We start from the raw sequence: 25,864 nt of genomic DNA on the forward strand, positions 1-25,864 counted from the left end.
AATGGATAGAGTACTTTTTTGCGATTTATTTTTTACATTGATCGTCCCATACTACCAGAGTGAAAAAGAATGTGATGTTCTAAATCTTACTCCACTGGAATGGGAAAATTATGCAGAGAATTCAGCTCTTTATATGGAACGGGCTTTGGGTATGGTGAATACAGAACAGGAGATAATCGGGCGAATTGGGAAGTTACTCCCATTTCCAGTAACAAAAGAACAGGAAGATCTGCTTTTAAAAAGGCGTCTGGAGAGAATGAGGCTGGCCATGAGCAACGTGGATCAGGACGTACTTCAAACATTGAGAATTATTGGAAGGCGGGGGATAAAAATATGCCTGATCAGTAATGCAGATGTAATAGACTGTAAATATTGGAAAGATTCGCCACTTTATGAACTGTTCGATTTATCTGTATTTTCATGTAATGTGAAAATGTTAAAGCCTGACATTAAAATATATAAATATGCCATGGAACAAATGAATATCACGCCGGAAAAGAGTGTATTTATAGGTGATGGCGGTTCTGATGAGCTGCGGGGGGCAAAAATGGCCGGAATGAAAACGGTTTTTTCTGAATATCTGGAAGATAAACAGAAAGTGGAAAGAATAAATATTTTAAAATATGCGGATTATCATATTAAAAAATTCTCTGGTCTGATTGATTGTCTGGAAGCAGAATGGGGGAGATTTTGAGGAGGAATGGGAAATATGAGAACAGAAAAAGAGATGTATGATCTGATTCTTGGTACAGCTCGGGCTGATGACAGGATCAGAGGGGTTTACATGGGTGGGTCCAGAACAAATCCAAACGCAGTCCCGGATATGTTTCAGGATTATGATGTAGTTTACATAGTAAAAGAGACGGGATCTTTTATCAATGATACTTCATGGATTGACCGGTTTGGTGACCGGCTTTTTATGCAGTATCCGGATGAAAACCCGGCTTATCCCCATAACAAAGACGAGAGCTATGGATGGTTAATGCAGTTTTCAGACGGAAACAGGCTGGACCTTCATGTTATGACTCTGGATTGTGCCCTAACGGATATTTCTGCCGACCTGCTTTGCAGAATCCTCATGGATAAAGATGACATACTTCCGGTGATCCATGAACCATCAGACCAAAGTCATTGGGTGAAAAGACCTTCGGAAACAAAATTTTTATGTACCTGCAATGAATTCTGGTGGTGTCTTGATAACGTGGCTAAGGGATTGTGGAGGAAAGAGATTCCATATGTGCAGGATATGCTCAATCATCACATACGGCCCCAGCTGGTGACACTTTTATCCTGGAAAATCGGAATCGCAACAGGTTTTTCATGCAGTATTGGAAAATCCGGTAAGGATATGTACCGGTGGCTGTCAAATAGAGAGTGGGAAAGCTTTTTAAAGACATATGCGGATGCTGAGACAGAACATATCTGGGAGTCAGTTGAAAAAATGTGTAATCTGTTTCATGAGACGGCGGGATTTGTATCGGGAGAGCTTGGTTTTTTATATGACAAGACGGAAGCGGCAAACTGTATGAAATATTTAAACCATGTCAGAGAACTTCCTACGGATGCAAAACAAGTTTATTAATCATCCTGTGATAAAGGAAGGGTAGGTATATGCCGCCGATATTCTTTCAATCGGTGACTGCAATACAAAACAGGGTACGTTATATCATGCAGTCCATACAGGTCGTGAGGCGGGGTATTTCATATAATTAAAAGCTTATAAAAAAAGAATCCATGGAATCCTGTAAACATGCTGCAGAATCCCATGGATTTTTACCTTATTAATTATCCTTTGAATGCCGTTCTCCAATCTGGTAGTCATCTGCATGCTCAAACATGTATTGAACTGTGATAGGCTCCTGACCGGTAAGTTTTTTAAAATCATCCGTAAACATGTCCATTTTACCCAAACGAATGGCCTGTGCAAAGGTCACCATTCCCTCAGAAGAAAACGGCGCTTCGGAATCTTCCTTAAATTTTCCGTCAGTGGTTCTGGGTACTCCCATAGAATCAAAGACAGCATAATTTTCTTCGTCCGTCAGCTCCTCATAGGTTACATGATTTCCGGTAACCTGATTTCCATATTCGATAAAATCGGAAATGGTCATTAACTGAGGTCCATTGATATTTAAAATGGATTTGTGATAATTCTCGGTTGCAAGAGAATAAGCGATTGCTTTGGCGCAGTCTTTACGGGAAATGTAAGCCATTTTTCCGCTGCCCTGGCTGTTTTTTAATACGCCATCCATTTTAGCAAAGGTAAAATAATTGGTGATCATGGCCTCCGCATATTGGGAATTGCGGAGGAAAATATAATCCAGTCCGGTCTGCATGATGTAATCCTCTGTGAAGGCATGGTCAATTTTTTCTACACTGGGATTTGATTCATCTGCTGCATTGACAAGAGAGGTATAGATAATTTGTTCAACACCTGCTTTCTTAGCTGCATCGATAGCATTCTTGTGAGCATTCTGACGCTTTTTCCCCACAAAAGGCATAGAAATTAAAGCAATCTTGTCTGCATTGGCAAAGGCTTCATCAAGCCCTTCGCTGCTGTTGAAATTTGTCACATAAGTTTCGATGCCCTGATTTTCAAATTCTTTTAAGGATTCCTGATTATAACCGCAGAGAATGATCCGGTCCCTGCCAACTAATTCCAATAAATATTTAGCGGCCTGCCGCCCTAAATTACCATCGGCTCCAGTTAATAATAATTTACCCATAATTGTTAATCCTCCTTCTGACTGTTTGTATTTCTATGATACGTTAAATATTAGACAAAGTCCAATGAGATAAATATATGGGCTATTCAAAAAGCTAATTTTGTATATGCTTAAGGAACTGTTTTAAAGCAATGTTTTTATTATCTTTTAAGTAAGCAATTTCGATTTGGAATGTATGATTTGTATCTTCTAAAGGGATCATTCGGACATCATTTTTTAAATAATCGGCATTATAATTGTCTGGAAAAAATCCGATCAGGTTTTCTGTGATAATGTAAAACAGCTCGGTTTCAATATCATCTGCTGACCGGACTATTTTGGGGTGATATCCATCTAAGGCTGCATGCTGTATCATCAGCTCATAGGAACTGCCAATTGAGTCGGCATTCAGCATGATCAGCGGATACTGATATAATTCATCTTTGGAAATTGTTTTATGGTGAAACAGAGGGTGACGGCTGCTGACAACTGCACAATATTGCCCGCTATACAGGGGATAAGTGTGAATGCGGGGTTTATCCTTAAACTCCGAATCAAATGCCACAGCAATATCATATAATCCTCTCAGCAGATATTCTGAAACATCTTTTAACAGTACCTTATCCAATTCAAATTTTATATTGGGATTCTTTTCTTTAAAAGAAGGCATTAAGCTTAACATGCTCTGAATGTCTGTTGCTGCAGCGTATTCTACGCTTATTGTCAGATCCTGATTCATTTTATAATTAATCAATTTAGCTTTCATATGATTGTATTGTTTCCAGAGAGTGACGGCCTCATCGTAGAATAGCCATCCAGCTTCTGTTGGTTCAATAGGAATTTTTTTCCTGTCTATTAATTGAATATCTGCCTCTTCTTCCAGTGATGCAATCTGCAGACTGATTGTAGTCTGTGATACAAAGTTTTTCCTTGCAGTTTCTGTAAAATTCCTGCATTCAACCAAATCAATAAAATATTTTATTTTATCAAAATTCATATTAACCTCTTTAACTATTACTTTTAATCCGTGTATTTTATAATATTATTATAAACCGTTTACAGGTTCTCTACAAGAAAGTGTTTGCCATTCCCCTTTTAAAAGTGCTAAAATAACAGAGTATGTACGAAATACTGAAACGATTGACAGGAAAGGATGGATGTATGGCGACAGGCAGAATGAATCAGCTGGTAGTGATGGTCAATTTGTGCAGCAGCGTAGTGGAAGGGATCGAACATCTGATTACTTCTCAGGGGAATGACCGGCTGAAAGAGGATGCTGTTTCCGGACTTCTTACGCTGGAAGAAAATTTAAAGGGACTTCAGGCGGACAAGTCTGTAATCCACGAAACAAGATGGATGGCTGAAGTTATAAAAAACTGGTTGTTTGTCTATGACCGGGAATTCCGGGACCGTCTGTACCGCTGGTATTTTAAGGCTTTAAAAGAGCTTAGAAATTTAATGTTTGCAGAGATTGAAATTTGTCCCGTCTGCTCCGGTAAAGGTGCGGTGCATTATGGAGCATCTCTTTACCTGGAGGGGGATGAAGCGGGGAAAGAGCTGCTAAAACCGGTCCGCATTTTTATGAAGTGCGGGGAGTGCGGAAATTATTATCTGGCAAAGGAAGAACCCTGGATTATAAAAAGAAAAAAGAGAGCAGAACGCTCCCGGGCAAGATGTAACAGAATACTTGCTGATATGAAAGGATTGGCTTCTGATCATTCCATGCTGTTTATCGGCAGCCAAAACAGTCAATTATATAAAGCGGCGGTCAGTGCAGGTTATGAGATCAGTACTCTGATTGAGGCTGAGGCAATGAACTCCGGCAAAAAGGGAAGCTATGGAGTGGTCATCATTGAACATCTTACGGACAGCCGTGATATGAATGCGATTCTTGATAAGGCAGCTGACTGTCTGGCAGATGGAGGAATTCTCTGGTTTGACGGACCGGATCTGGATAAATCAATGGATCTTCTGGAAAAGAAGGGGAGTGTGATGTGGCGGGAAGCTGCTTCGGAGGTTTATCTGACCAGAGAGGGAACTAAGAATCTGGCAAAGCTGTTCGGGCTTACTGTAAAGTCCTTAAAGAGAGTGGGAACCACCCGGGGACGAATTGAAATAATTGCAAAAAAAGCATAAAGAAAGAAGGAATGGAAATGGGTCATCTGACAGCCCGTGATGCGTACTTAAATTTAAGTGACCGCATTAACTGGTTCACACAAGGGGCGCCTGAGTCGGAGACGCTTTACAAAATTCTTCAGGTTTTGTATTCGGAGAAAGAAGCAAAATGGGTGGCACTGCTGCCGGTACGGCCGTTTACGGTGAAAAAAGCAGCAAAAATCTGGGAGACTACGGAGTTTAAGGCAGAACGGCTTTTAAATCACCTGTGCGAAAAAGCTCTTTTGGTGGATTCCTATCATAACGGAATCCGGAAGTTTGTCATGCCGCCTCCCATGGCAGGGTTTATTGAATTTGCCCTGATGAGGACAAGAGGAGACATTGACCAGAAATACTTAGGTGAGCTTTATTATCAATACATGAACGTAGAAGAGGACTTTATCAAGGACTTATTTTTTGCTACGGAAACAAAACTGGGAAGAGTTTATGTTCAGGAACCTGTACTGATGACGGATAAAACCAACCATATCCTGGATTATGAAAGGGCCTCACACATTGTGGAGGAAGCAGATTACATCGGTCTGGGGCTTTGCTATTGCCGGCATAAGATGTCGCATGCAGGTCATCCCTGTGAAATCAATGCTCCCTGGGATGTATGTCTGACCTTTGACAATGTTGCCCGTTCTCTGGCAGAGCATGGGGATTATACCAGACTGGTTTCCAAAGAGGAGGCCATGGATGCGCTGGAGCGGTCCTATGCCAGCAATCTGGTGCAGATCGGAGAAAATGTGCGGGAGCATCCGGCATTTATCTGTAACTGCTGCGGATGCTGCTGTGAAGCACTTCAGGCAGCCAGAAAGTTCAGCCCCATGCAGCCCGTTGCTACCACCAATTACATTCCCCGCATATCAGAGGAGACTTGCGTAGGATGTGGTAAATGTGAGAAGGTGTGTCCGATTCTGGCGATTTCCATGGAAAAGAATGAAAATGGAAAGAGAAAGGCAGTGGTGGATGAAGAAATCTGCCTTGGCTGCGGCGTATGCGCAAGAAACTGCAGTGTGAAAGCGATAAAACTGGAACGGAGGCCAAAGCAGATCATCACTCCGGTGAACAGCACCCACCGTTTTGTGCTGCAGGCCATTGAAAAGGGAACCTTACAGAATCTTATTTTTGATAATCAGGCATTTGCCAGCCATCGTGCCATGGCAGCATTATTTGAGACCATTTTAAAGCTGCCTCCGGTGAAACAGGCATTGGCAAGTAAGCAGCTGAAATCCATATATTTAGACAGGCTTTTGTCTCTTTATAAGAGAAAACCCGTGGAAGCTGGTCCAAAGGGGAGTGAGGGCCTTTCTTAACCAAAATGAAGAAAGAGGATGCAGTAACGTGTTTGACAAATTGACAGAGAATGATATTGACAAAATGAAGCAGGAAATCGAATACCGTAAGCTGGTGGTGCGGAAGGAAGCTCTGGAAGCGGTTAAGGAAGCGAGAGCTCATGGAGATTTAAGTGAAAATTTTGAATACCATGCGGCCAAAAAGGATAAGAACCAGAATGAAAGCAGAATTCGTTATCTGGAGAAAATGATAAAGACTGCCCAGATTATTTCTGACGATTCCAAAGAGGATGAAATAGGGCTTTATAACACAGTGGATTTGTATTTTGAAGACGACGATGAGGTGGAGACCTATAAACTGGTGACAACTGTCCGGGGGAATTCCATGAAAGGCCTGATAAGCTCCGAATCGCCGTTAGGCAGTGCCATTCTGGGGCATAAAGTGGGAGACCGGATCTATGTTAAGGTAAATGAGAAAGCCGGTTATTATGTAGTGGTGAAACGTCTGGAAAATACAAAGGATGATGGAAGTGATCAGCTGAGAAGTTACTGATCCGGCAAAGGAAGGTTTCTTGATGAAAGATATGACAAAAGGCAATATCTCCTCCCAGCTGATCCGTTTTTCCATTCCTCTGGTTCTGGGTAATTTATTTCAGCTGACTTACAATGCGGTGGACTCCATAATAGTTGGGCGTTTTGCAGGAGAAGATGCTCTGGCGGCAGTGGGGACTGCAAACCCCGTTATGAGCATTGTAATTTTAGGAATTACAGGAATCTGTATCGGGGCATCGGTGCTGATGAGCGAATTCTTCGGAGCAGGTGATGAAAAAAGACTAAAGGAGGAGGTTTCAACGGTACTTCTTTTTGGGTGCTTCTTTTCCTTTATCATTGCTGTGCTGGGATTTATCTCTTCCAGGGGCATCTTAAGGCTGCTTCGGGTTCCGGACCAGATTTTAGAGGATGCAGCCATGTATCTGCGGATCATTTTTTTGGGAATGCCTTTTACATTTTTTTATAATGCAGTGGCTTCTGCACTGAGGAGCGTTGGAGATTCTAAAACTCCGGTGCGGTTCCTGGCCGGGGCTTCTGTGTTAAATGGACTGCTTGATGTGGTTTTTGTGGCATGGTTTCATATGGATGTTATAGGAGCGGCCCTTGCCACGGATATTGCAGAGGCAGTATCTGCCGGGCTTTGTATTCTTTACATATATAAAAGGGTTCCCCTTCTCAGGGTGAGCAGGAATGAAATACGGCTGGACCGGGATCTTTTAAATCTGACTTTAAGACAGGGAGCCATTACAGCGCTTCAGCAATCCTGCCAGCCAATCGGGAAGCTGCTGATTCAGGGAATGATTAATCCCCTTGGTGTCAGCACCATTGCAGCGTTTAATGCAGTAAACAGGGTGGATGATTTTGCATTTACGCCGGAGCAGAGCATTTCCAGCGGAATCATGACCTTTGTGGCCCAGAACAGGGGAGCTAAAAACAGCGGCCGCATAAAGAGGGGATTTGGTACAGGACTTATGATTGAGGCAGGATACTGGGTTTTCATCTGCATTTTAATTCTAATTATAAAAGAGCCTGTAATGAAGCTGTTCGTATCTGGGAACGATACGGGAATGGTGGAAATCGGAGTAAAATATCTGGGGCTGATGGCTTTTTTCTACCTCATGCCTGCATTTACCAATGGAATTCAGGGGTTCTTCAGGGGAATGGGAAATATGTCCATTACGCTGATTTCCACCCTGATCCAGATCTCTGTGCGGGTGGTATTCGTCTCACTTTTCGTTCCTGTAATGGGAATGAAGGGGGTTGCATATGCCAGCCTGATCGGCTGGGCCTGCATGCTTTTTGCAGAAGTACCTTATTATTTTTGGTTTAAGAACAGAAATGAATTACTACAGGAGAGAGACAGATGATAAAAAACATTGTATTTGATATGGGAAAAGTACTGGTTGATTACGAAGGCCACAAGGTGGGAACCGTTTTTATGGAAGATGAAGCGGAACGAAAAGAAGTCTGTACATCGGTCTTTGATTCCCAGGAATGGCTGCTGCTTGATATGGGGCTGATTTCAGAGGAGGATGCATTAAAGAGAATGCAGTCCCGTCTGTCCACAGATCATGCAAAGGATATGGCAGAGCTTTGTCTGAAGCACTGGCATGAATATAATATGCATCCGGTAAAAGAAATGGGTGAACTTGTGAGAGAGTTAAAAGAACAGGGTTATGGAATTTACCTCTGTTCCAACGCCTCCCTCCGTCTGCTGACCTATACGTCTGTCATTCCGGGAATTGAATATTTTGACGGAGTTCTCTTTTCTGCAGAAGTGAAGTGCATGAAGCCTCAAAAGGAGATGTACGGTCATCTCTTTGAACGGTTTCACCTAAAACCGGAGGAATGCTTTTTTATTGATGACCTGCCGATGAATGTGGAAGGGGCAAGGGAATGCGGTATGGAAGGATACTGTTTTGCTGACCGGGATATAGAAGGTCTTAAGGAGTGTCTGAGAAAATTAAATTAAGCGCAGATTAAACGAGAAAAAGATCAGGAGCCTAAACTGCCTGATCTTTTTTTGCGCATAATTTTTTGTCATAAAAGAGGCAAAAACCTACAAAATAGTACCAAAAGTTACATTCAGAGCGTCATTTATTACATGGTACATGTTTTTGTGACAAAATAAGCTATAATAAATGGGTATACGAGAGTTTTAAATCTTGCTATAAACTGCGATAGGAAATATGGGTGGAGATTCCTGGAGACAATTAAAAAACAAGGAGGTGAAACATGCTGTTAAAGAAGGGAAGTATGAAACAGTCTTGTGGACATCAGGGCCAATGCAGATTTGTACTTGATTTATAAACTATAGGAACTTTTTTAGAACTGCGAAGTCCGCCAGAGTTCCTGTAATAAAAATAATAAAAGAAAAACAGCTCAAGCCGGCATTTTCATCATGCTTTGTGCCTGAGCGAAGCGAAAGGAATGGATTTAAGTATGGAAATGAGAAAAATCAAAAAGAGAATAGGCGCTTTATGTTTGGCGTTAGGAATTGCTGCAAGTACTTTGTTTACACCAGTTACTGCTTTGGCAGCAACAGGTGGTTATTCTGAATCACAGCTGGATGGAAAGTTAGATACAATTTATCAGGGAAGTATCGGTGATTGTGGAGCAGTTTCAGCCATACAGGCATTGGACAACAGCAAATATGGCAGAAAAATTTTCAGAAAAATGATTACGGATAATTATAATGGCACCTACACCCTTAATTTCGGCGGTGGAAGAGTAACAGTCACTGAGGATGATGTTTATAATGCATACATAGAAGGTGATCTTGATGCCAGAGTGATTGAGGCCGGTTTACAAAAGGCCATGAATGTTTATAATGGTTGTTTTGCCTGTGATGTTTTTACAAGAATGACAGGATTCAGACAAAGAATATACAGGTCCTCAAATAAAACTGAAATCATGAATACAATGGCTGCAAAATGTCAGAACGGAGAGGGAATTACAGCAGCCTGTGATTTTAATATAGCTGATCCAGACAAGGGAATTATCGGTGATGGAGGTCATTCCTATTCCATAAAGAGTGTAAATAAAAATACGGTTGTAGTAATAAATCCGTGGGATACTTCTGTTTTAATCAGTATGCCCAGAAGTCAGTTTGAAAGATCTATTCGGTATATGACGTATGTAGATGATGCGGCAAAAAATGTTGTAGTTTATTGGGAATAAATCATAAGGGTATGAAATCACCAGACGCATCGTGAGGCATGGAACATGAGAAATTTGTTGAAAAGAAAAAAGATTAGATTGCTTATTCTTGCAATAGCAATTTCTTTCTTCCCATGGGTATTACCAATCAGTTGGGGAAATATGGAACATGTATATAGCTTGGGATTTCCTGATATATTTGTTACTATGCATGGGCATATTTCTGAATTTCCTGCTGGACTAGGAATTAATCTAATACAGTTTTTAGGTAATGTAGGGGTGAACTGGCTGATTTTGTGTATTTTGGTTAAGGCATTTGGGAAGTTAACCGCTCGTTTAAGGCATAAAAAAGATAGCATGGGCTGATATTTTTGAAAACAGCGCCTAATTACAATTAGGACAGCCAAAAGACTGATTTTGGCTGTCCTCTTTTTGCTAATCTTGACTTGTCTCCCTGTTTCCTGCTTTATGCTTTTGAAGCCATCTTATATATTTCCAGTACATCCTGCCAATACAGCTTTTTTAACCCGCCTAACGGATGTTCCACGCCATAGGCCTCTCCGGTTGATTTTTTAGCCATCAGCTCTAAATTGGTGCTGTCGATTCCCAGTTCCTCAAGGGTTGTGGGAAGCCCCATTTTTACAAAGAACCCGGACAGACGATTGATTCCTTCCAGAACAATGGAATCAGGATCCCGGAAGCTGCCTTCCACACCCATGACATTAACAGCAAATTGTACAAACATGTTAATATTTGTTTTATAGACATATTTCATCCAGGCGGGAGTGAGAACTGCCAGTCCGGCACCGTGAGCCACATCGTAGATGGCACTCAGCTCATGCTCCATACCATGGCAGGCCCAGTCCTGTCTCCGTCCAAGTCCCAGTAAATCGTTGTGGGCAATGGTGCCTCCCAGTCCCACCTGGCACCAGGCATCGTAGTTTTCCGGATCTTGGGAAACCAGAAGTGCGTGTTTCATAATTGATTTCAGAGTTGTTTCGCAAAGACCGTCTGTTAAATCTGTATGCAGGGTATTGGTGAAATAACGCTCGAATATATGGCTCATCATGTCTGCCACACCGTTGGCAATCTGGTTTTTCGGAAGAGTGAAGAAAAATTCCGGATTCATGACGCTTAAAACCGGACGGACCAGATCGCTTCCATATCCCAGCTTCATCTGTTTTTCTTCATTGGTAATGACTGTACTGTTGCTGGATTCGCTGCCGGCAGCCGGAATGGTTAAAATCGTAGCAACCGGAAGTGCAGCAGTAATTGCCTTTCCCTGTTCATAAACGTCCCATACGTCACCTTCATAGCAGACTCCAATGGCGATGGCTTTTGCAGAGTCAATGACACTGCCGCCGCCAACTGCCAGAATTAAGTCAATATCCTGGTCTTTGCATAATTTTATTCCCTCATAAACCAGTGACAGACGGGGATTGGGAACAACCCCTCCCAGTTCTGCAAATTCAATACCGTTTTCCTTTAAAGACTGAACGACTGTATCATACAGACCGTTCTTTTTAATCCTGTCTCCGCTGTAATGCAAAAGGATCTTTTTGCCATAAGGAGCAAGAAGGCTTCCGATTTCCTTATGAGAGTCTTTTCCAAAACAGATGCGTGTGGGAATGTGAAAATCAAAATTTAACATGGTAATACCCCTCTTTTCTATGCATTAATTAAAAATCTGTTGTATCCGGATCGGTAGAATAACCACAGCAGCCCTTTAAGCCTGCTATGATGGATACATCTTCGGATGTAAGCTCAAAGTCAAACACGTGGGCATTTTCCTCAATCCGTTCCTTTGTGACAGACTTGGGCAATGGAAGAAAGCCCATCTGTAAGCTCCATCTGACACAGATCTGTGCAATGGATTTTCCGTATTTTTCTGATAACGCAATCATTTCCGGAACCTGGAAGATTTTGCCTGACCCAAGGGGGCTGTAGGCTTCTGCCAATATATTTTGTTCCCTTAAGTAAGAAACCAGATCATCCTGGGTATCACCAGGGCAAAGCCTGATCTGGTTTACCATGGGGGCAATTTTTGCTGTTTTCATTAGCTCTTCTAAGTGATGGCGGCGGAAATTGCTGACACCGATGGAACGGATGCGCCCTGCCTCATACAGCTCTTCAAATGCCTTCCAGGTGCCTGCATTGGCCTCCTGCCAGTTGGAGCGGGACTTAACAGGGTTGGGCCAATGGATTAAGTATAGGTCTAAGTAATCCAGATTTAAGTTTTTCATGGTTGCCTCAAAGGCATTTAGTGTTTCCTGATATCCATGTTCTCCGTTTTGAAGCTTGCTGGTTACAAAGATCTCTTCTCTTGGGATGCCGCTTTCCTTTATTCCGATTCCAACGCTTTCCTCATTGTAATATAGTGCCGCAGTATCGATATGACGATAGCCTGTCTTCAATGCCTGTTTCACTGCATTGACCGCTGTTTCCCCATTTTGTGCCTTCCAGGTGCCAAAGCCAATGCAGGGAATTTTGACACCGTTAGCCAGTATAAAACTGTCTGATAAAGATTTCATTCAGGTACCTCCTTATTGATTTTGCTTGATCACGGGACCAAACTATTGTATAGTTAGTATTGTAAACCTTAACGTTAACTTTAAGTCAAGAGACAGATTGGAAAATCTGCCGGAACAGGATAAATATGAATTACACGATAAAACAGGTATCAGAAAAGACAAACTTAAAGCCCCACGTTCTCCGGTATTATGAACGGGAAGGGCTTCTTCCATTCGTGGACAGGAGTGAAAGCGGAATCCGCCGTTATTCGGAGGAGGACTTAGAATGGCTTTCTTTAATCTGCTGTCTGAAAAACACTGGAATGGCCATCAGACAGATCCGGGAATTTGTGGAGCTTAGCTTACAGGGAAAAGAGACATTAAAAGAACGCTGTTCCATGCTGGAAGCCCATAAAAAGGAAGTGGAGGACCAGATCGCCGGAATGCAGAAATACCTATGCAAGGTGGACCATAAGATTAAGTATTTTACTGACCAGTATGAGAAATATTTAGCTGGAAGCAGTGAGAATGGAGAAGTCAGTCATGTACCGGATTAAAATTACTGATATGGATCTGGGGCAGATTGCGAAGTCCGGGCAATGCTTCCGCATGAAAGAGCTGGAACAGGGTGTCTGGTCTGTCACGGCCGGGGCCGGGTACATAGAAGCAGTGAGGGAAGAGGAAGAATTTCTTTTTTCCTGTGAAGAGGAAGAATTTCAAACGATATGGTTTCATTATTTTGATCTGGAAGAGGATTATGCCGGATATAAAAAACGGGTGCCATCGGAGGATTCTTACCTTAGGGAGGCCATCAGATGCGGCTGGGGAGTGAGAATTTTACGCCAGGATTTATGGGAGATGCTGGTCACATTTATAATATCCCAGAATAATAATATCCCCCGGATTAAGGGCAGTGTAAAAGAACTCTGCCAGAGATTCGGAATGGAGAAGACGGGAAAAGGCCTGGTGCTGTCTTCTGACGGAAGGTGGGAGGAGGTCTGGAAAAGCTATATGACGTTTCCTTCACCGGAATCCATTGCGTCGGCTGGTCTTAGCGGTCTTTCTGGCCTGGGGCTGGGATACCGGGATAAGTATATTCTTTCCATTGCGGAGTGCTGCAGCGGGCCGGAGGGAAAGAAATGGCTTGGCGGTTTAAAGGAAGCGGATTATGAATGTGCTCATGCCATGCTGCTTAAACAGCTGGGAATCGGAAAGAAGGTGGCGGACTGTGTCTGCCTTTTTGGACTCCACCATGTGGGAGCATTCCCTGTGGATACCCATGTGAAGCAGATCCTTACAACCTATTATCCGGAGGGTTTTCCGCTTAAGAGGTATGAGGGCTGTGCAGGTATTTTGCAGCAATATATGTTTTACCACAAAATCAACCGGTTAGCGGCTGAATAAATCATCTCATTGTAATTGGCAGTCTGGGGCGCAGGATGTCCCAGGCTGTTCCTGTCTTTTCTTCTGTCGAAATAATTCATACTTTTATCACACAATAAACAAAGTTAAATCACACAATTTTCACAATTCCCTTTTACCCTAAGTAAGGACACGATTATGTGAAAAGAACAGGAGGAGAGAGAGTTGATTGAAGTCAAAAACCTGGTAAAAGATTACGGCGGGCATCTGGCTGTGGATCATTTAAACTTTACCATTGAGGATGGCAGGATCTATGGTTTCCTGGGACCCAATGGAGCAGGAAAGTCCACCACAATGAATATTATAACAGGTTACATAGGTGCTACCGAAGGGGATGTGTGGATTAATGGCCATAACATTTTAGAGGATCCGGAGGAAGCGAAAAGATGTATCGGATATCTGCCGGAGCTTCCGCCTCTTTATGTGGATATGACGGTGAAGGAACAGCTTGATTTTGCAGCAGAGCTAAAGAAAATACCAAAAAAGTACAGGGAGGAGGAAGTCCTTAAGGTGATGAGCCTGGCGAAGCTTACAGATGTAAGCGGACGCCTGATCCGAAACCTCTCCAAGGGCTACAGACAGAGAGTAGGGCTTGCCCAGGCAGTTCTGGGATTTCCGCCAGTGATTATTTTAGATGAACCCACTGTGGGACTGGATCCAAAGCAGATCATTGAGATTCGTGATACCATAAGAGAACTGGGACAAAAGCATACCGTTATTTTAAGCTCTCACATTCTTTCCGAAGTCAGTGCAGTCTGTGATCATGTGCTGATTATAGACCGGGGCCGCCTGATTGCCAGTGATACACCGGAAAACTTAGAGCGCCAGATGGCAGATGCTTCCGGAATGGAGCTGCTGGTAAAAGGAGAAGAGGAAGTAATCCGTGAGATTCTTGACACCATCCCCCAGACAGCAGACGTGAGCATTAAGGAGAGCGGCGAAGAGTTTGTAAAAAAAGTAACATTCCGTATGGCCGGTACAGGGGAAGACGGAGCGGATATCCGGGAAATTATCTTCTTTGCTTTTGCAGACAACAGACTCCCGATTCTTTCCATGCATGTAAATAAGGCATCATTGGAAGAGGTATTCTTAGAGCTGACTGCAGATGCCGAGTCCGCAGATATGGGGATGGAAACCCCGGAAGAAGTTTATACAGATATGGAAACGGAAAACACAGATACAGAAAATACTGAGAAAGATGGAGAGGAGGAATTATAATGGCTGCTATTTATAGAAGAGAGCTGAAATCTTACTTCCAGTCCATGACCGGATATGTTTTCATTGCCTTTATGGTGCTGTTCATCGGTATTTACTTCATGGCGTACAACATGATGAGCGGGTATCCATATTTTTCCTATACTTTATCCGGAATGGTGACAATTATCATGATCGGCATCCCGGTTCTTACCATGAGAAGCTTTGCAGATGACAGAAAGACAAAGACGGATCAGCTGCTGTTAACATCTCCGGTTTCCGTAGGAAAAATAGTCGTAGGAAAATATTTGTCCATGGTCACCGTATTCGCAGTCCCTGTTTTGTTATCCTGCCTTTGTCCGCTGATCATCAAGATGAACGGAACTGCCCATTTAAAAGCGGATTATGCGGCAATTCTGGCATTTTTCTTACTGGGCTGTGTTTATATTGCCATAGGAATGTTTATTTCTTCCCTGACAGAAAGTCAGATCATCGCGGCAGTAGGCACCTTTGGAATCATTCTGCTGCTGATTTTGTGGCCCAATCTTGTGGGATTTTTACCTACAACCGCGCTGGGGTCACTGATTGGTTTTTTCCTTCTCTGGTCTTTTGCCGTATTAATTGTCAACCGGATCACCAGCCACAACGGGCTTGCGGTGATTCTGGAGGCAGTTGGAATTATTGTTATGGCTGGATTGTACTTAATCAAAAAAGGTATGTTTGACCGGGCGCTGACCAGTGTTATGGAGAAGGTTGCAATCACCGGCGTATTCCAGAACTTTGCTAACCGTTATATCTTTGATGCAGGCGGTCTGGTTTCCTATATCAGCATTATATTCCTGTTGGTATTCTTGACTGTGCAGTCCATAGAGAAACGCAGATGGAGTTAGGAGGATGGAAATGACCAGAAAATTAAAAAAAGGCGGCTATACGGCAATTCTTTCCGTGATTGTGATTGCTGCTGTTATTATACTGAATATGATTGTGGGACGTCTTCCGGAAAAGGTGCGGCAATGGGATATGAGCAGCAGCCAGATCTACACCCTGGGAGGGACCACCAGTGACCTGTTAAAAGCACTTGATAAGGATGTGACGATCTACGTGGTGGGAGATCCGGCAAACGTGGATAAACGGATCACAAGCTTTGTAAAACGTTACGGGGATTTATCCGGCCATATCAAAGTAGAGACGGTGGATTCCGTACTTCACCCGGAACAGGTTAAAAAACTGAATGCTACAGACAGCACTCTGCTTGTAAGCTGTGAGGCTACAAATAAAACTCAGTCCATTCCATTTAACGATATTATTAAAATGGATGAATCCTCTTATTACTATTACGGGCAGGCAAAAGAAACCGAGTTTGACGGTGAGGGTCAGCTGACAGGAGCCATTTCCCATGTGACCAGTGATGTTTCCAAAACCATCTATGTTACAGAGGGACACGGAGAGGCTGCATTTGGAAAAACCGTAACTGATATGCTGGGCAAATCCAATTTAACGGTTACAAGCATTAACCTCTTAAAAGACGGAAAGATTCCTGAGGATTGTGAACTTCTTCTTATAAATGCACCTGCTTCTGATCTTGCAAATGATGAAAAGACCATGGTTTCTGATTATTTGGACAAAGGGGGACACGTATTAATATTTGCCGGATATTCTGAGAAAGAGCGTCCGAACCTGACTTCTGTTATCAGTGCATATGGCCTTAACTTAGAAAATGGAATGGCTGCAGATACCAAGAACTTTTATCAGAATAATCCTTATTACATTTTCCCGACCATTGAGTCCGGAAGTGAAGTGACAAACGGTGTGGATATAAAGAGCACGGCACTGGTTCTCCAGTCAGGCGCATTGACCCAGATTCAAAATCTCCCTGAGGGAATTAGTGTAACCCCGTTTATGCAGACCAGTGACGGAGGAATGCTTGTTACTCCAGATGCCCAGAAGAAAGGCACATACATTCTTGGAGCTGTTTCAGAAAAGAAGCTGGATACGGGTTCTGCCCGTCTGACCGTTTTTTCAACTCCTTCACTTATTGATGAAAGTTTAAATACCAGCTTCACCAATTTAAGCAATTTAACCCTGTTTATGAATGCAGTAACCTCCAACTTTAATGACGTTGCCAATGTTTCCATTCCTTCCAAGAGTCTTGAAGTGACCTACAATACTGTGACTCATGGCGGCATGTGGGGAGTCCTGTTTATCATTGTCATTCCTGCGGCAGCCCTTTGCTGTGGACTTATGATCTGGTTAAAGCGCAGGCGTCTGTAGAAGGAGGCATGATTATGAAGAAAAAAAACGGCCTGATATATGGAGCTGCCGCTCTGGCATTGCTTTGTGCAGTGTATGTGGGAGTGGGTCAGTATATGGACCGATCCCAGAAAAAGACTGAAGATAAAGAGGAGGCTTCCAAGGTTTATATGACCGACGTTTCCGATGTTTTGTCAGTTTCTTATGATCGGGACGGTGAGGAGCTTTCCTTTACAAAAAAAGACGGTACATGGATCTATGACCAGGATGATAAATTCCCTGTAAAACAGGAAAAGATGGATGGCATTGTCACTACTGTCTCTAAGCTGGAGGCAGTCAGAAAACTGGAGGGAGGCGACGGATTTGGCGCATATGGGCTGGATCAGCCAATCCGTACTGTTACAGTGACCGCTGCAGACAATAAAAAATCAGTGATTCTTCTTGGTAATGCAACAGAGGACGGAGATTACTATGCTGCGATCCAGGGAGAGGATACCCCTTATCTCATCAGCTCCTCTCTGTTTACGGAGACAGACAGCGGCCTTGATGATTTTATGGCTCTGGAAGAATTTCCAGCTGTTGCAGGAACTGATGTCACAGAAATTACTGTTACTAAGGGAGAAAGCAGCAAACATTTTGTAAAGAAAAAGCTGGATGATGAAAAAGGGACCATAGAATGGTATAAGGACTCTGCAGACTCCCAGGAGAATAAGGTGGAGGATAATTCTCCATTAAATGTACTGGCTGATTCACTCACCAGCCTGAAGGTAAAGAGTTGTCCAAACTATAATGTAAACGATTCCCAGTTAAAGGATTATGGGCTTGATCAGCCTTCAGCCGTTATTACGTATACTTATAATAAGAATGGTAAGGATGAGACATTCAGCCTGTCTGTAGGCAGCCTGAACGAGGACTCAAGCTGTTATTATACACGGACAGAGAATTCTGCTTATGTTAATGAGATAGAAAAGGCATCCATTGATAAATGCCTGACTATAAATGGGGAAATCAGTAAATAGAGGGATAAGTATATATTAAAAAAGCAGTTCCGGATTGTGATGATGCCGGAACTGCTTTTTCCGGTTTGTCCGGCAGTCATTCAAACGAGTGTTGGTCCTGGATCCGAGAGCAGCAATGGAAACGTTTTTAAAAAGATCAGTTGACTTGCTAAATAAAATATTGTAACATCATATTACCGTTGGTAATTACCAATGGTAATGCAGGAGGAATTTATGAACAAAAGTATATCAAAAGATCAGATTATAGAAACGGCTCTTGATTTGATGAAAGACAGGAGTGATATTCGCAGCATCAATCTACGGGAAATTGCGCGTGCCCTTGGCTGTGCTCATACGAATTTATATAATTATTTCCCTTCTTTTAATGACCTGCTTTGGGAAGCACATATAGTTATTCAAAAAAAAATTATTTCAGAATTATATGTAAGGTTAGCGAATATGCAGGATCAAAGCAATAAATTACAGTGTTTCTTTTCTACGCTGGCTGATCAATATTTAGAGCATAGGGGATGGTTCAGACTTGCCTGGTTAGATTATATTGATGATGTACGTCCAGACAATGACATAATTGCTACTGAGGAAGCAGTAAGCTCCATGGTTGAAGTTTTAAAGAACATTTGGGAAGATAGCTGTCATGAGGTGGTGGACAGGGAAAAGATTTATTGGGTATTGCACAATGTTCACTGTTATATAATTGGGGAAGTATCGAACTATTTCAATGGAAGGAGATTAATTTCGGATGAAGAAGAACTCAAAAACCATATTGCTGATACATGCCTAATGATATTCACACTATGTTTAGAGAGGAGCATGATAGATAGGAATGCAATCTAACCTGACTAAATTAAATGAGATTGCCGAGCGACAATTTCAGGAGAATTCATATAAGAATTTATTTTGTACGATGGGGAGCCAGTTACATTTTAATAGAACTACCAGAAAAGAAATTAAATTGCTAAATGAAGAATTATTAAATCTTTCCAATGAAGATAAGAAAGTTTTATTGGTGAATTTATCACGTGGTTTCGTCAAAACACTTTATCAGACAGATCCGTATATTAATTTTAGTAATGAAGATAATTTAATCATTCAAACAATATATTCGCTGCTAATGCGTGATATAACCAGGCAATTGCCAGTTGATGAGATTGAAAGAGGGCATTTTCAAAGAATCTGCATGTTAGTAAAAAAGACGAATCCAGCTGTTTATCAAATTAACCATAATTCAAATCGGGATGCAAAGCATTTTGTATGCGCTGAATATTCACCTGAATTTCAATTGAATTTGTTAAAAATAGACAGCAGTTTTCTAATTGATCCAATATTAGATATTGGTTGCGGAGAACATGGTTGTCTGGTTGAATATTTGAGGGCCCGGCATTTGACGGTGTATGGAATAGATCGTTTACAGCAAAATAAAGATTATTATTGTAACTGTGATTGGCTGGAATTTATGTATGGTGATCAAAAATGGGGGACGATTATTTCCCATCTTTCATTTAGCAGTCATTTCCTTCATCATTTTTTGCAGAATGATGGCATTGATCGATTGTATGCGGGAACATATATGAAAATATTGAAATCACTTGCTTCAGGTGGGAGATGGATCTATACTCCCTCTGTTTCCTTTATAGAAAATTTATTACCACAGACAGAATATCATGTGAATCGGACGCCGGTAGACAGCGGGATTAATAAGACTGTCATTACCAGATTTTAATAGGCTGATCGTTTCTTTCATAACTGCCAATTATGGTATCAATTCCTTTCTCATATATGTTTTCCAGTAAAAATATTTTATTTTAGTTGAAAAATCCTGACAAATGTTCTATTATGAGAAGAAATATATCAGCAGATTACAGTGACACAGAGGGAGAGTACAAATGAATTATAACATTGCAGTAATCCCTGGCGACGGGATAGGGCCTGAAATCATTGGAGAGGCGAGAAAGATATTAGATAAGGTTGGAGCGGTTTACCATCACCTGTTTGAGTATACAGAAGTCTTAATGGGAGGGATATCCATTGATACTTACGGCGTCCCATTAACGGACGAAGCATTAGAAACAGCAAAAAAAAGCGACTCCGTTCTCCTGGGAGCAGTCGGGGGAAATGTGGGAAATTCAAAATGGTACGATGTGGCACCGAATCTGAGACCTGAAGCGGGGCTGCTGGCCATCCGCAAAGGTCTTAATTTATTTGCAAATATCCGCCCCGCTTATCTTTATAAAGAACTGGCTGATGCATGTCCTTTAAAAAAGGAGATTATCGGAGACGGCTTTGATATGGTCATCATGCGGGAACTCACCGGAGGACTCTATTTCGGGGATCGTTACACCAAAGAGGTGGACGGTGTGATGACTGCAGTGGATACTCTTACCTACAATGAAAATGAGATCCGCAGGATCGCAGTAAAGGCATTTGAGATTGCCATGAAGCGGAAAAAGCAGGTGATCAGCGTAGATAAGGCCAATGTGCTGGATTCCTCAAGACTGTGGAGAAACGTGGTGGAAGAGGTTGCACAGGATTATCCGGAAGTGACACTGAAACATATGCTGGTAGACAACTGTGCCATGCAGCTGGTGATGAATCCGGGACAGTTTGACGTGATTCTTACTGAGAACATGTTTGGAGATATTTTATCCGATGAAGCCAGCATGATTACGGGATCCATCGGAATGCTCTCCTCAGCCAGCATGAATGAAAGCAAATTCGGCATGTATGAACCAAGCCATGGTTCTGCTCCGGATATTGCAGGAAAGAATATTGCCAATCCCATCGCTACCATTCTTTCCGCAGCCATGATGCTTCGGTATTCCTTTGATTTAGATAAGGAAGCAGATGCGGTGGAAGAAGCAGTCGAGCAGGTTTTAAAAGAAGGATACCGGACCGGAGATATTTACTCCGAAGGACTTAAAAAGGTATCGACAACGGAAATGGGAGATCTGATCGCAGAACGGATTATTTAGCCCGGCCGTTTATCCAACAATTCAGAACATGAAAATTGCCGGAAGCGGATAAAACATTTGATTTTATACGCTCCCGGATTTCCATATAATCAGAAAGTTATGAAAAAAGAAAAGGAGTGTGCAGCAGATGAAAAGTGATTCAGTTAAAAAAGGTATGCAGCAGGCACCTCATCGTTCCCTTTTTAATGCGCTGGGAATGACAGAGGAAGAGATGGAAAGGCCTTTAATCGGTATTGTCAGTTCCTATAATGAAATCGTACCAGGCCATATGAATCTGGATAAAATAGTCGATGCCGTCAAAATGGGAGTTGCCATGGCAGGCGGAACACCGGTTATGGTTCCAGCCATTGCAGTATGTGACGGAATTGCCATGGGACATATTGGTATGAAGTATTCACTGGTCACCAGGGATTTAGTTGCAGACTCCACAGAATGTCTTGCAAGAGCCCACGCCTTTGATGCACTGGTTATGGTACCTAATTGTGATAAGAATGTTCCCGGACTTTTGATGGCAGCAGCACGTATTAACATACCCACAGTGTTCGTCAGCGGCGGACCAATGTTGGCTGGACGTGTGCAGGGTCATAAGACCAGCCTTTCCAGCATGTTTGAAGCAGTAGGAGCTTATACAGCGGGTAAGATGACGGAAGAGGATGTAAAGGAATACGAGCAGAAGGCGTGTCCGACCTGCGGTTCCTGTTCCGGTATGTATACGGCAAACAGTATGAACTGTTTAACCGAGGTCCTTGGAATGGGCTTAAAGGGCAACGGAACAATTCCGGCTGTCTACTCCCAACGTCTGAAACTTGCAAAACATGCAGGTATGGCGGTTATGGAGTTGTTAAAGAAGAATATCTGTCCCCGTGACATTATGAGTGAGAAGGCATTTAAAAATGCCCTTACCATGGATATGGCTCTTGGATGCAGCACCAACAGTATGCTTCATCTTCCGGCTATTGCCCATGAAGCAGGTGTGGACTTAAATCTGGAGCTTGCCAATGAGATCAGCGCAAAAACTCCAAACCTCTGCCACCTTGCTCCGGCAGGTCCTACTTATATAGAAGATTTAAATGAAGCAGGCGGCATTTATGCAGTCATGAATGAGATCAGCAAGCTTGGACTTTTGGAGCTGGACTGCATTACGGCAACTGGAAAAACGGTGGGAGAGAACATCAAAGGATGTGTAAATAAAGATCCACAGGTAATTCGTCCGGTGGAAAATCCCTATAGCAAAACCGGTGGAATCGCCATATTAAAAGGAAATTTAGCACCCGACAGTGCGGTTGTAAAACGCTCTGCCGTTGCTCCTGAGATGTTAAAGCACGAAGGTCCTGCAAGAGTCTTTGACTGTGAAGAGGATGCGATCGAAGCCATCAAGGGCGGAAAGATCGTAGCAGGAGATGTGGTGGTCATTCGTTATGAAGGTCCAAAGGGCGGTCCGGGAATGAGAGAGATGTTAAACCCTACCTCTGCCATTGCAGGTATGGGGCTTGGTTCCACAGTAGCTCTCATTACAGACGGACGGTTCAGCGGGGCTTCCAGAGGCGCTTCCATCGGTCATACCTGTCCCGAAGCAGCAGTAGGAGGTCCTATTGCACTGGTGGAGGAAGGCGACATCATATCCATTGATATTGACAATCACAAACTGGATGTAAAGGTATCTGACGAAGAGATGGCAGCAAGAAAGGCAAAATGGCAGCCAAGAAAACCTGAAGTTACCTCCGGATATCTGGCAAGATATGCGGCTATGGCAGCCCCTGCAAGCCGTGGGGCGATCCTGGAAATATAAAAGAAAAGGAGCAGCTTATGAAGACATTAACTGGAGCAGAGATCGTAATCGAGTGCTTGAAGGAACAGGGCGTGGATACCGTTTTCGGATATCCGGGCGGCACCATTTTAAATATATATGATGCCCTTTATAAGCATCAGGACGAGATCACCCATATTCTCACCTCCCATGAACAGGGAGCTGCCCATGCAGCGGATGGTTATGCGAGAGCAACTGGAAAAGTGGGAGTATGTCTGGCGACCTCAGGGCCGGGGGCAACCAACTTAGTAACCGGAATCGCAACTGCTTTCATGGATTCCGTTCCAATGGTAGCCATTACCTGCAACGTAGCGGTGGGACTCCTTGGCAGAGACTCCTTTCAGGAGATCGACATTGCGGGCGTCACCATGCCCATAACAAAATATAATTTTATTGTAAAGGATATCAGTAAACTGGCGGATACCATCCGCAGGGCATTTAAGATAGCCCAGACAGGAAGACCAGGTCCGGTTCTCATTGATATTACAAAGGATGTGACTGCCAGTACTTATGATTATGAAGGAAAGCAGCCGGATCCCATTATCCGCCAGGAAGATACCATTTTGGAAGAGGATTTAGAACAGGCGCTGCAGCTCATCCGCAAATCACAGAAGCCTTATATTTTTGTAGGCGGAGGTGCAGTCATTGCCAATGCTTCTGAGGAGCTTGCCTCCTTTGCCCATAAGATTCAGGCCCCTGTTGCAGACAGTCTGATGGGAAAAGGAGCCTTTGACGGAACCGATGAGCTCTATACCGGAATGGTTGGTATGCACGGAACCAAAACCTCCAATTTCGGAATTACGGAATGCGATCTTTTAATCGTAGTGGGTGCCAGATTCAGTGACCGTGTGACCGGGAATGCATCCCGCTTTGCAAGAAATGCAAAGATCCTGCATTTTGATGTGGATCCTGCTGAGATCAATAAAAACGTAAAAACTTATGCAAGCGTAATCGGTGATGTAAAATCCATTTTAAGAAAATTAAATGCAAGGCTGGATCCCATCAATCATGAGGAATGGGTTGCTCATATTGACCGGATGAAAGATATGTATCCCATGCGTTATGAAAAAAGCATTCTGACAGGACCCTATATTATAGAAAAAATCTATGAGGTGACAAAAGGAGATGCCATTATCACCACAGAGGTAGGGCAGCATCAGATGTGGGCAGCTCAGTACTATCAGTACAAAAAGCCCAGAAGCTTTATCACTTCAGGAGGGCTCGGCACCATGGGCTATGGCCTTGGCGCTTCTCTTGGAGCAAAGATGGGCTGTAAGGACAAAACAGTCATCAATGTGGCTGGAGACGGCTGCTTCCGCATGAATTTAAATGAGATTGCAACAGCAACCCGTTATAATATTCCTGTTATCCAGGTTGTATTAAACAATCATGTACTGGGTATGGTGCGTCAGTGGCAGACCCTGTTCTATGGAAAGAGGTACTCACATACAGTTCTTAATGACCAGGTTGATTTTGTAAAGATAGCAGAAGGAATGGGAGCAAAGGCTTACCGGGTTACCGGGAAAGAGGAGTTCGAAGAAGTCTTAAAAGAAGCCATTGCCCTCAATGTTCCTGTTGTTATAGATTGTCAGATTCACTGCGATGATAAGGTATTCCCAATGGTTTCACCGGGTGCGCCCATCGAGGATGCATTTGACGAAGAAGATTTAAAGATTTAACATCAGTAAGGAAAGGGATAAGAGTCCCGAATTTGAGGAGGAAGAGATATGAGCAGAGTGTACAATTTTTCTGCAGGACCTGCAGTCCTGCCGGAAGAAGTCTTAAAAGAAGCAGCTGAGGAGATGATGGATTATAAGGGAACCGGCATGTCGGTTATGGAAATGAGTCACCGGTCCAAGGCTTATGATACCATCATCAACGAAGCAGAAGCTGATTTAAGAGACTTACTGGCGATTCCGGATAATTACAGGGTGCTGTTTTTACAGGGCGGAGCTTCCCAGCAGTTTGCCATGGTTCCCATGAATTTATTTAAGAATGGGGTTGGAGATTACATCATCACCGGCCAATGGGCAAAGAAAGCGTACCAGGAAGCGAAGCTTTATGGTACAGCCAACGCGTTAGCTTCCAGTGCTGATAAAACATTCAGTTATATACCGGATGTTTCCGATCTTCCTATATCAGAAGATGCGGATTACGTATATATCTGTGAAAATAATACCATTTACGGAACCAAATATAAAACACTGCCTGATACCAAGGGAAAAATACTGGTAGCAGATCTCTCCTCCTGTTTCTTATCGGAACCTGTTGACGTGAGTAAGTATGGACTTATTTTTGCCGGAGCCCAGAAGAATGTGGGACCAGCGGGCGTTGTAATTGTCATTATCCGGGAAGATTTAATCCGGGAGGACGTTTTAAAAGAAACACCGACCATGCTTCGCTATAAGACTCATGCAGATGCAAAATCCCTTTATAATACACCGCCTGCCTATGGAATCTATATCTGCGGTAAGGTCTTTAAGTGGTTAAAGAACTTAGGCGGACTGGAAGCAATGAAAAAGATCAATGAGAAAAAAGCGGCAATTCTTTATGATTTCCTGGATCACAGTAAGATGTTTCACGGCACTGTTGTAGAAAAGGATCGCTCTCTTATGAACGTACCCTTTGTTACCGGTGATGAAGAACTGGATGCCTTATTTGTGAAAGAGTCAAAAGCAGCAGGACTTGAGAATTTAAAAGGTCACAGGTCCGTAGGCGGTATGCGTGCCAGCATTTATAACGCCATGCCTGTTGAAGGAGTGGAGAAGCTGGTATCCTTTATGAAGGATTTTGAAGAAAAACACACGAGTCAGGCAGACTGAAAGGAG

General features: G+C 42.9%; 25 protein-coding genes. 21 read left to right on the forward strand and 4 right to left on the reverse strand.

The genetic code is table 11. The features are described from left to right. Position 1: 1 nt before the first annotated feature. Together V7D18_RS03620 and V7D18_RS03625 are read left to right on the forward strand one after the other, a co-directional pair. Positions 2-694 carry an HAD family hydrolase gene (locus V7D18_RS03620; protein WP_426151535.1) on the forward strand — a complete coding sequence of 231 codons (693 nt, stop codon included), beginning with the start codon at positions 2-4 and terminating at the stop codon, positions 692-694. Positions 695-709: 15 nt separating this feature from the next. After that, on the forward strand, positions 710-1,582 hold the full coding sequence (locus tag V7D18_RS03625) for an aminoglycoside 6-adenylyltransferase (protein ID WP_426151537.1): 873 nt from the start codon (positions 710-712) through the stop codon (positions 1,580-1,582). Between the two features lie 199 nt (positions 1,583-1,781). Here the strand turns inward: V7D18_RS03625 and V7D18_RS03630 are convergent, their stop codons facing one another. Next, positions 1,782-2,723 carry an NAD(P)H-binding protein gene (locus V7D18_RS03630; protein ID WP_426151539.1) on the reverse strand — a complete coding sequence of 314 codons (942 nt, stop codon included), beginning with the start codon at positions 2,721-2,723 and terminating at the stop codon, positions 1,782-1,784. Between the two features lie 94 nt (positions 2,724-2,817). Further along, positions 2,818-3,699 carry a LysR family transcriptional regulator gene (locus V7D18_RS03635; protein ID WP_426151540.1) on the reverse strand — a complete coding sequence of 294 codons (882 nt, stop codon included), beginning with the start codon at positions 3,697-3,699 and terminating at the stop codon, positions 2,818-2,820. Positions 3,700-3,863: 164 nt separating this feature from the next. Here V7D18_RS03635 and V7D18_RS03640 point away from each other — a divergent pair, with 164 nt between their 5' ends. From V7D18_RS03640 to V7D18_RS03670, 7 genes are all read left to right on the forward strand, one after another. Next, positions 3,864-4,838 carry a hypothetical protein gene (locus V7D18_RS03640; RefSeq protein ID WP_426151542.1) on the forward strand — a complete coding sequence of 325 codons (975 nt, stop codon included), beginning with the start codon at positions 3,864-3,866 and terminating at the stop codon, positions 4,836-4,838. Between the two features lie 17 nt (positions 4,839-4,855). Continuing rightward, positions 4,856-6,175, forward strand: a complete 1,320-nt coding sequence (locus tag V7D18_RS03645) for a 4Fe-4S dicluster domain-containing protein (protein ID WP_426151544.1) — start codon at positions 4,856-4,858, stop codon at positions 6,173-6,175. Between the two features lie 28 nt (positions 6,176-6,203). Further along, complete coding sequence (locus V7D18_RS03650) at positions 6,204-6,707, forward strand: GreA/GreB family elongation factor (protein WP_426151546.1); 504 nt, start codon at positions 6,204-6,206, stop codon at positions 6,705-6,707. A 22-nt stretch (positions 6,708-6,729) separates the two neighbouring features. Then, on the forward strand, positions 6,730-8,073 hold the full coding sequence (locus V7D18_RS03655) for an MATE family efflux transporter (protein ID WP_426151548.1): 1,344 nt from the start codon (positions 6,730-6,732) through the stop codon (positions 8,071-8,073). Further along, complete coding sequence (locus tag V7D18_RS03660; RefSeq protein ID WP_426151550.1) at positions 8,070-8,678, forward strand: HAD family hydrolase; 609 nt, start codon at positions 8,070-8,072, stop codon at positions 8,676-8,678. Before V7D18_RS03655 ends, V7D18_RS03660 begins: the two co-directional genes overlap by 4 nt. Before the next feature lie 470 nt (positions 8,679-9,148). Continuing rightward, complete coding sequence (locus V7D18_RS03665) at positions 9,149-9,886, forward strand: C2 family cysteine protease (RefSeq protein WP_426151552.1); 738 nt, start codon at positions 9,149-9,151, stop codon at positions 9,884-9,886. Between the two features lie 45 nt (positions 9,887-9,931). Continuing rightward, positions 9,932-10,231: a hypothetical protein gene (locus tag V7D18_RS03670; RefSeq protein ID WP_426151554.1), complete on the forward strand. Its 300-nt coding sequence runs from the start codon at positions 9,932-9,934 to the stop codon at positions 10,229-10,231. A gap of 100 nt (positions 10,232-10,331) precedes the next feature. Here V7D18_RS03670 and V7D18_RS03675 read toward each other — a convergent pair whose 3' ends face one another. Continuing rightward, positions 10,332-11,516 carry an iron-containing alcohol dehydrogenase gene (locus V7D18_RS03675; protein ID WP_426151556.1) on the reverse strand — a complete coding sequence of 395 codons (1,185 nt, stop codon included), beginning with the start codon at positions 11,514-11,516 and terminating at the stop codon, positions 10,332-10,334. 28 nt (positions 11,517-11,544) lie between these two features. Next, positions 11,545-12,396 (reverse strand): aldo/keto reductase, encoded by an 852-nt coding sequence (locus V7D18_RS03680; protein ID WP_426151558.1) that lies wholly within the window; start codon positions 12,394-12,396, stop codon positions 11,545-11,547. A 125-nt stretch (positions 12,397-12,521) separates the two neighbouring features. Between V7D18_RS03680 and V7D18_RS03685 the strand changes: the two genes are divergently transcribed. The 12 genes from V7D18_RS03685 (at position 12,522) to serC (ending at position 25,858) form a co-directional block, all read left to right on the forward strand. Beyond that, a complete protein-coding gene (locus V7D18_RS03685) occupies positions 12,522-12,932 on the forward strand; it encodes a MerR family transcriptional regulator (RefSeq protein WP_426151560.1) in 411 nt (136 codons plus the stop codon). After that, positions 12,904-13,779 (forward strand): DNA glycosylase, encoded by an 876-nt coding sequence (locus tag V7D18_RS03690; protein WP_426151562.1) that lies wholly within the window; start codon positions 12,904-12,906, stop codon positions 13,777-13,779. Before V7D18_RS03685 ends, V7D18_RS03690 begins: the two co-directional genes overlap by 29 nt. A 183-nt stretch (positions 13,780-13,962) precedes the next feature. Beyond that, entirely contained in the window at positions 13,963-15,015 is a 1,053-nt protein-coding gene (locus V7D18_RS03695; protein WP_426151564.1) for an ABC transporter ATP-binding protein, read from the forward strand. Beyond that, positions 15,015-15,881, forward strand: a complete 867-nt coding sequence (locus V7D18_RS03700) for an ABC transporter permease (RefSeq protein WP_426151565.1) — start codon at positions 15,015-15,017, stop codon at positions 15,879-15,881. Before V7D18_RS03695 ends, V7D18_RS03700 begins: the two co-directional genes overlap by 1 nt. Before the next feature lie 10 nt (positions 15,882-15,891). Further along, entirely contained in the window at positions 15,892-17,262 is a 1,371-nt protein-coding gene (locus V7D18_RS03705; RefSeq protein WP_426151567.1) for a Gldg family protein, read from the forward strand. A gap of 14 nt (positions 17,263-17,276) precedes the next feature. Continuing rightward, positions 17,277-18,260, forward strand: a complete 984-nt coding sequence (locus V7D18_RS03710) for a DUF4340 domain-containing protein (RefSeq protein WP_426151569.1) — start codon at positions 17,277-17,279, stop codon at positions 18,258-18,260. Positions 18,261-18,473: 213 nt separating this feature from the next. Continuing rightward, positions 18,474-19,094, forward strand: a complete 621-nt coding sequence (locus V7D18_RS03715) for a TetR/AcrR family transcriptional regulator (RefSeq protein WP_426151571.1) — start codon at positions 18,474-18,476, stop codon at positions 19,092-19,094. Continuing rightward, positions 19,084-19,980: a hypothetical protein gene (locus tag V7D18_RS03720; RefSeq protein WP_426151573.1), complete on the forward strand. Its 897-nt coding sequence runs from the start codon at positions 19,084-19,086 to the stop codon at positions 19,978-19,980. The genes V7D18_RS03715 and V7D18_RS03720 overlap by 11 nt, the downstream gene beginning before the upstream one ends. A gap of 163 nt (positions 19,981-20,143) precedes the next feature. Continuing rightward, the gene (gene leuB, locus V7D18_RS03725; protein WP_426151575.1) at positions 20,144-21,229 is read left to right on the forward strand and encodes a 3-isopropylmalate dehydrogenase; all 1,086 of its coding nucleotides are present in this window, start codon (positions 20,144-20,146) and stop codon (positions 21,227-21,229) included. A gap of 127 nt (positions 21,230-21,356) precedes the next feature. After that, the gene (gene ilvD, locus V7D18_RS03730; RefSeq protein ID WP_426151577.1) at positions 21,357-23,018 is read left to right on the forward strand and encodes a dihydroxy-acid dehydratase; all 1,662 of its coding nucleotides are present in this window, start codon (positions 21,357-21,359) and stop codon (positions 23,016-23,018) included. A 17-nt stretch (positions 23,019-23,035) separates the two neighbouring features. Continuing rightward, on the forward strand, positions 23,036-24,715 hold the full coding sequence (gene ilvB, locus V7D18_RS03735) for a biosynthetic-type acetolactate synthase large subunit (protein WP_426151579.1): 1,680 nt from the start codon (positions 23,036-23,038) through the stop codon (positions 24,713-24,715). Positions 24,716-24,763: 48 nt separating this feature from the next. Next, positions 24,764-25,858, forward strand: a complete 1,095-nt coding sequence (gene serC / locus V7D18_RS03740; protein WP_426151581.1) for a 3-phosphoserine/phosphohydroxythreonine transaminase — start codon at positions 24,764-24,766, stop codon at positions 25,856-25,858. Positions 25,859-25,864: the final 6 nt, after the last annotated feature.

Source organism: Lacrimispora sp. 38-1 (assembly GCF_049890855.1).
GTDB lineage: Bacteria > Bacillota > Clostridia > Lachnospirales > Lachnospiraceae > Lacrimispora.

Excerpts from the sequence above, each read along its gene's own strand:
- ilvD (WP_426151577.1), top strand. The coding sequence starts at position 21,357 with ATGAAAAGTGATTCAGTTAAAAAAGGTATGCAGCAGGCACCTCATCGT.
- ilvB (WP_426151579.1), top strand. The coding sequence starts at position 23,036 with ATGAAGACATTAACTGGAGCAGAGATCGTAATCGAGTGCTTGAAGGAA.
- V7D18_RS03705 (WP_426151567.1), top strand. The coding sequence starts at position 15,892 with ATGACCAGAAAATTAAAAAAAGGCGGCTATACGGCAATTCTTTCCGTG.
- V7D18_RS03680 (WP_426151558.1), bottom strand. The coding sequence starts at position 12,396 with ATGAAATCTTTATCAGACAGTTTTATACTGGCTAACGGTGTCAAAATT.
- serC (WP_426151581.1), top strand. The coding sequence starts at position 24,764 with ATGAGCAGAGTGTACAATTTTTCTGCAGGACCTGCAGTCCTGCCGGAA.
- V7D18_RS03635 (WP_426151540.1), bottom strand. The coding sequence starts at position 3,699 with ATGAATTTTGATAAAATAAAATATTTTATTGATTTGGTTGAATGCAGG.
- leuB (WP_426151575.1), top strand. The coding sequence starts at position 20,144 with ATGAATTATAACATTGCAGTAATCCCTGGCGACGGGATAGGGCCTGAA.
- V7D18_RS03620 (WP_426151535.1), top strand. The coding sequence starts at position 2 with ATGGATAGAGTACTTTTTTGCGATTTATTTTTTACATTGATCGTCCCA.
- V7D18_RS03710 (WP_426151569.1), top strand. The coding sequence starts at position 17,277 with ATGAAGAAAAAAAACGGCCTGATATATGGAGCTGCCGCTCTGGCATTG.
- V7D18_RS03700 (WP_426151565.1), top strand. The coding sequence starts at position 15,015 with ATGGCTGCTATTTATAGAAGAGAGCTGAAATCTTACTTCCAGTCCATG.
- V7D18_RS03655 (WP_426151548.1), top strand. The coding sequence starts at position 6,730 with ATGAAAGATATGACAAAAGGCAATATCTCCTCCCAGCTGATCCGTTTT.
- V7D18_RS03665 (WP_426151552.1), top strand. The coding sequence starts at position 9,149 with ATGGAAATGAGAAAAATCAAAAAGAGAATAGGCGCTTTATGTTTGGCG.
- V7D18_RS03660 (WP_426151550.1), top strand. The coding sequence starts at position 8,070 with ATGATAAAAAACATTGTATTTGATATGGGAAAAGTACTGGTTGATTAC.
- V7D18_RS03625 (WP_426151537.1), top strand. The coding sequence starts at position 710 with ATGAGAACAGAAAAAGAGATGTATGATCTGATTCTTGGTACAGCTCGG.
- V7D18_RS03645 (WP_426151544.1), top strand. The coding sequence starts at position 4,856 with ATGGGTCATCTGACAGCCCGTGATGCGTACTTAAATTTAAGTGACCGC.
- V7D18_RS03715 (WP_426151571.1), top strand. The coding sequence starts at position 18,474 with ATGAACAAAAGTATATCAAAAGATCAGATTATAGAAACGGCTCTTGAT.
- V7D18_RS03630 (WP_426151539.1), bottom strand. The coding sequence starts at position 2,723 with ATGGGTAAATTATTATTAACTGGAGCCGATGGTAATTTAGGGCGGCAG.
- V7D18_RS03675 (WP_426151556.1), bottom strand. The coding sequence starts at position 11,516 with ATGTTAAATTTTGATTTTCACATTCCCACACGCATCTGTTTTGGAAAA.
- V7D18_RS03640 (WP_426151542.1), top strand. The coding sequence starts at position 3,864 with ATGGCGACAGGCAGAATGAATCAGCTGGTAGTGATGGTCAATTTGTGC.
- V7D18_RS03670 (WP_426151554.1), top strand. The coding sequence starts at position 9,932 with ATGAGAAATTTGTTGAAAAGAAAAAAGATTAGATTGCTTATTCTTGCA.
- V7D18_RS03720 (WP_426151573.1), top strand. The coding sequence starts at position 19,084 with ATGCAATCTAACCTGACTAAATTAAATGAGATTGCCGAGCGACAATTT.
- V7D18_RS03685 (WP_426151560.1), top strand. The coding sequence starts at position 12,522 with ATGAATTACACGATAAAACAGGTATCAGAAAAGACAAACTTAAAGCCC.
- V7D18_RS03690 (WP_426151562.1), top strand. The coding sequence starts at position 12,904 with ATGGAGAAGTCAGTCATGTACCGGATTAAAATTACTGATATGGATCTG.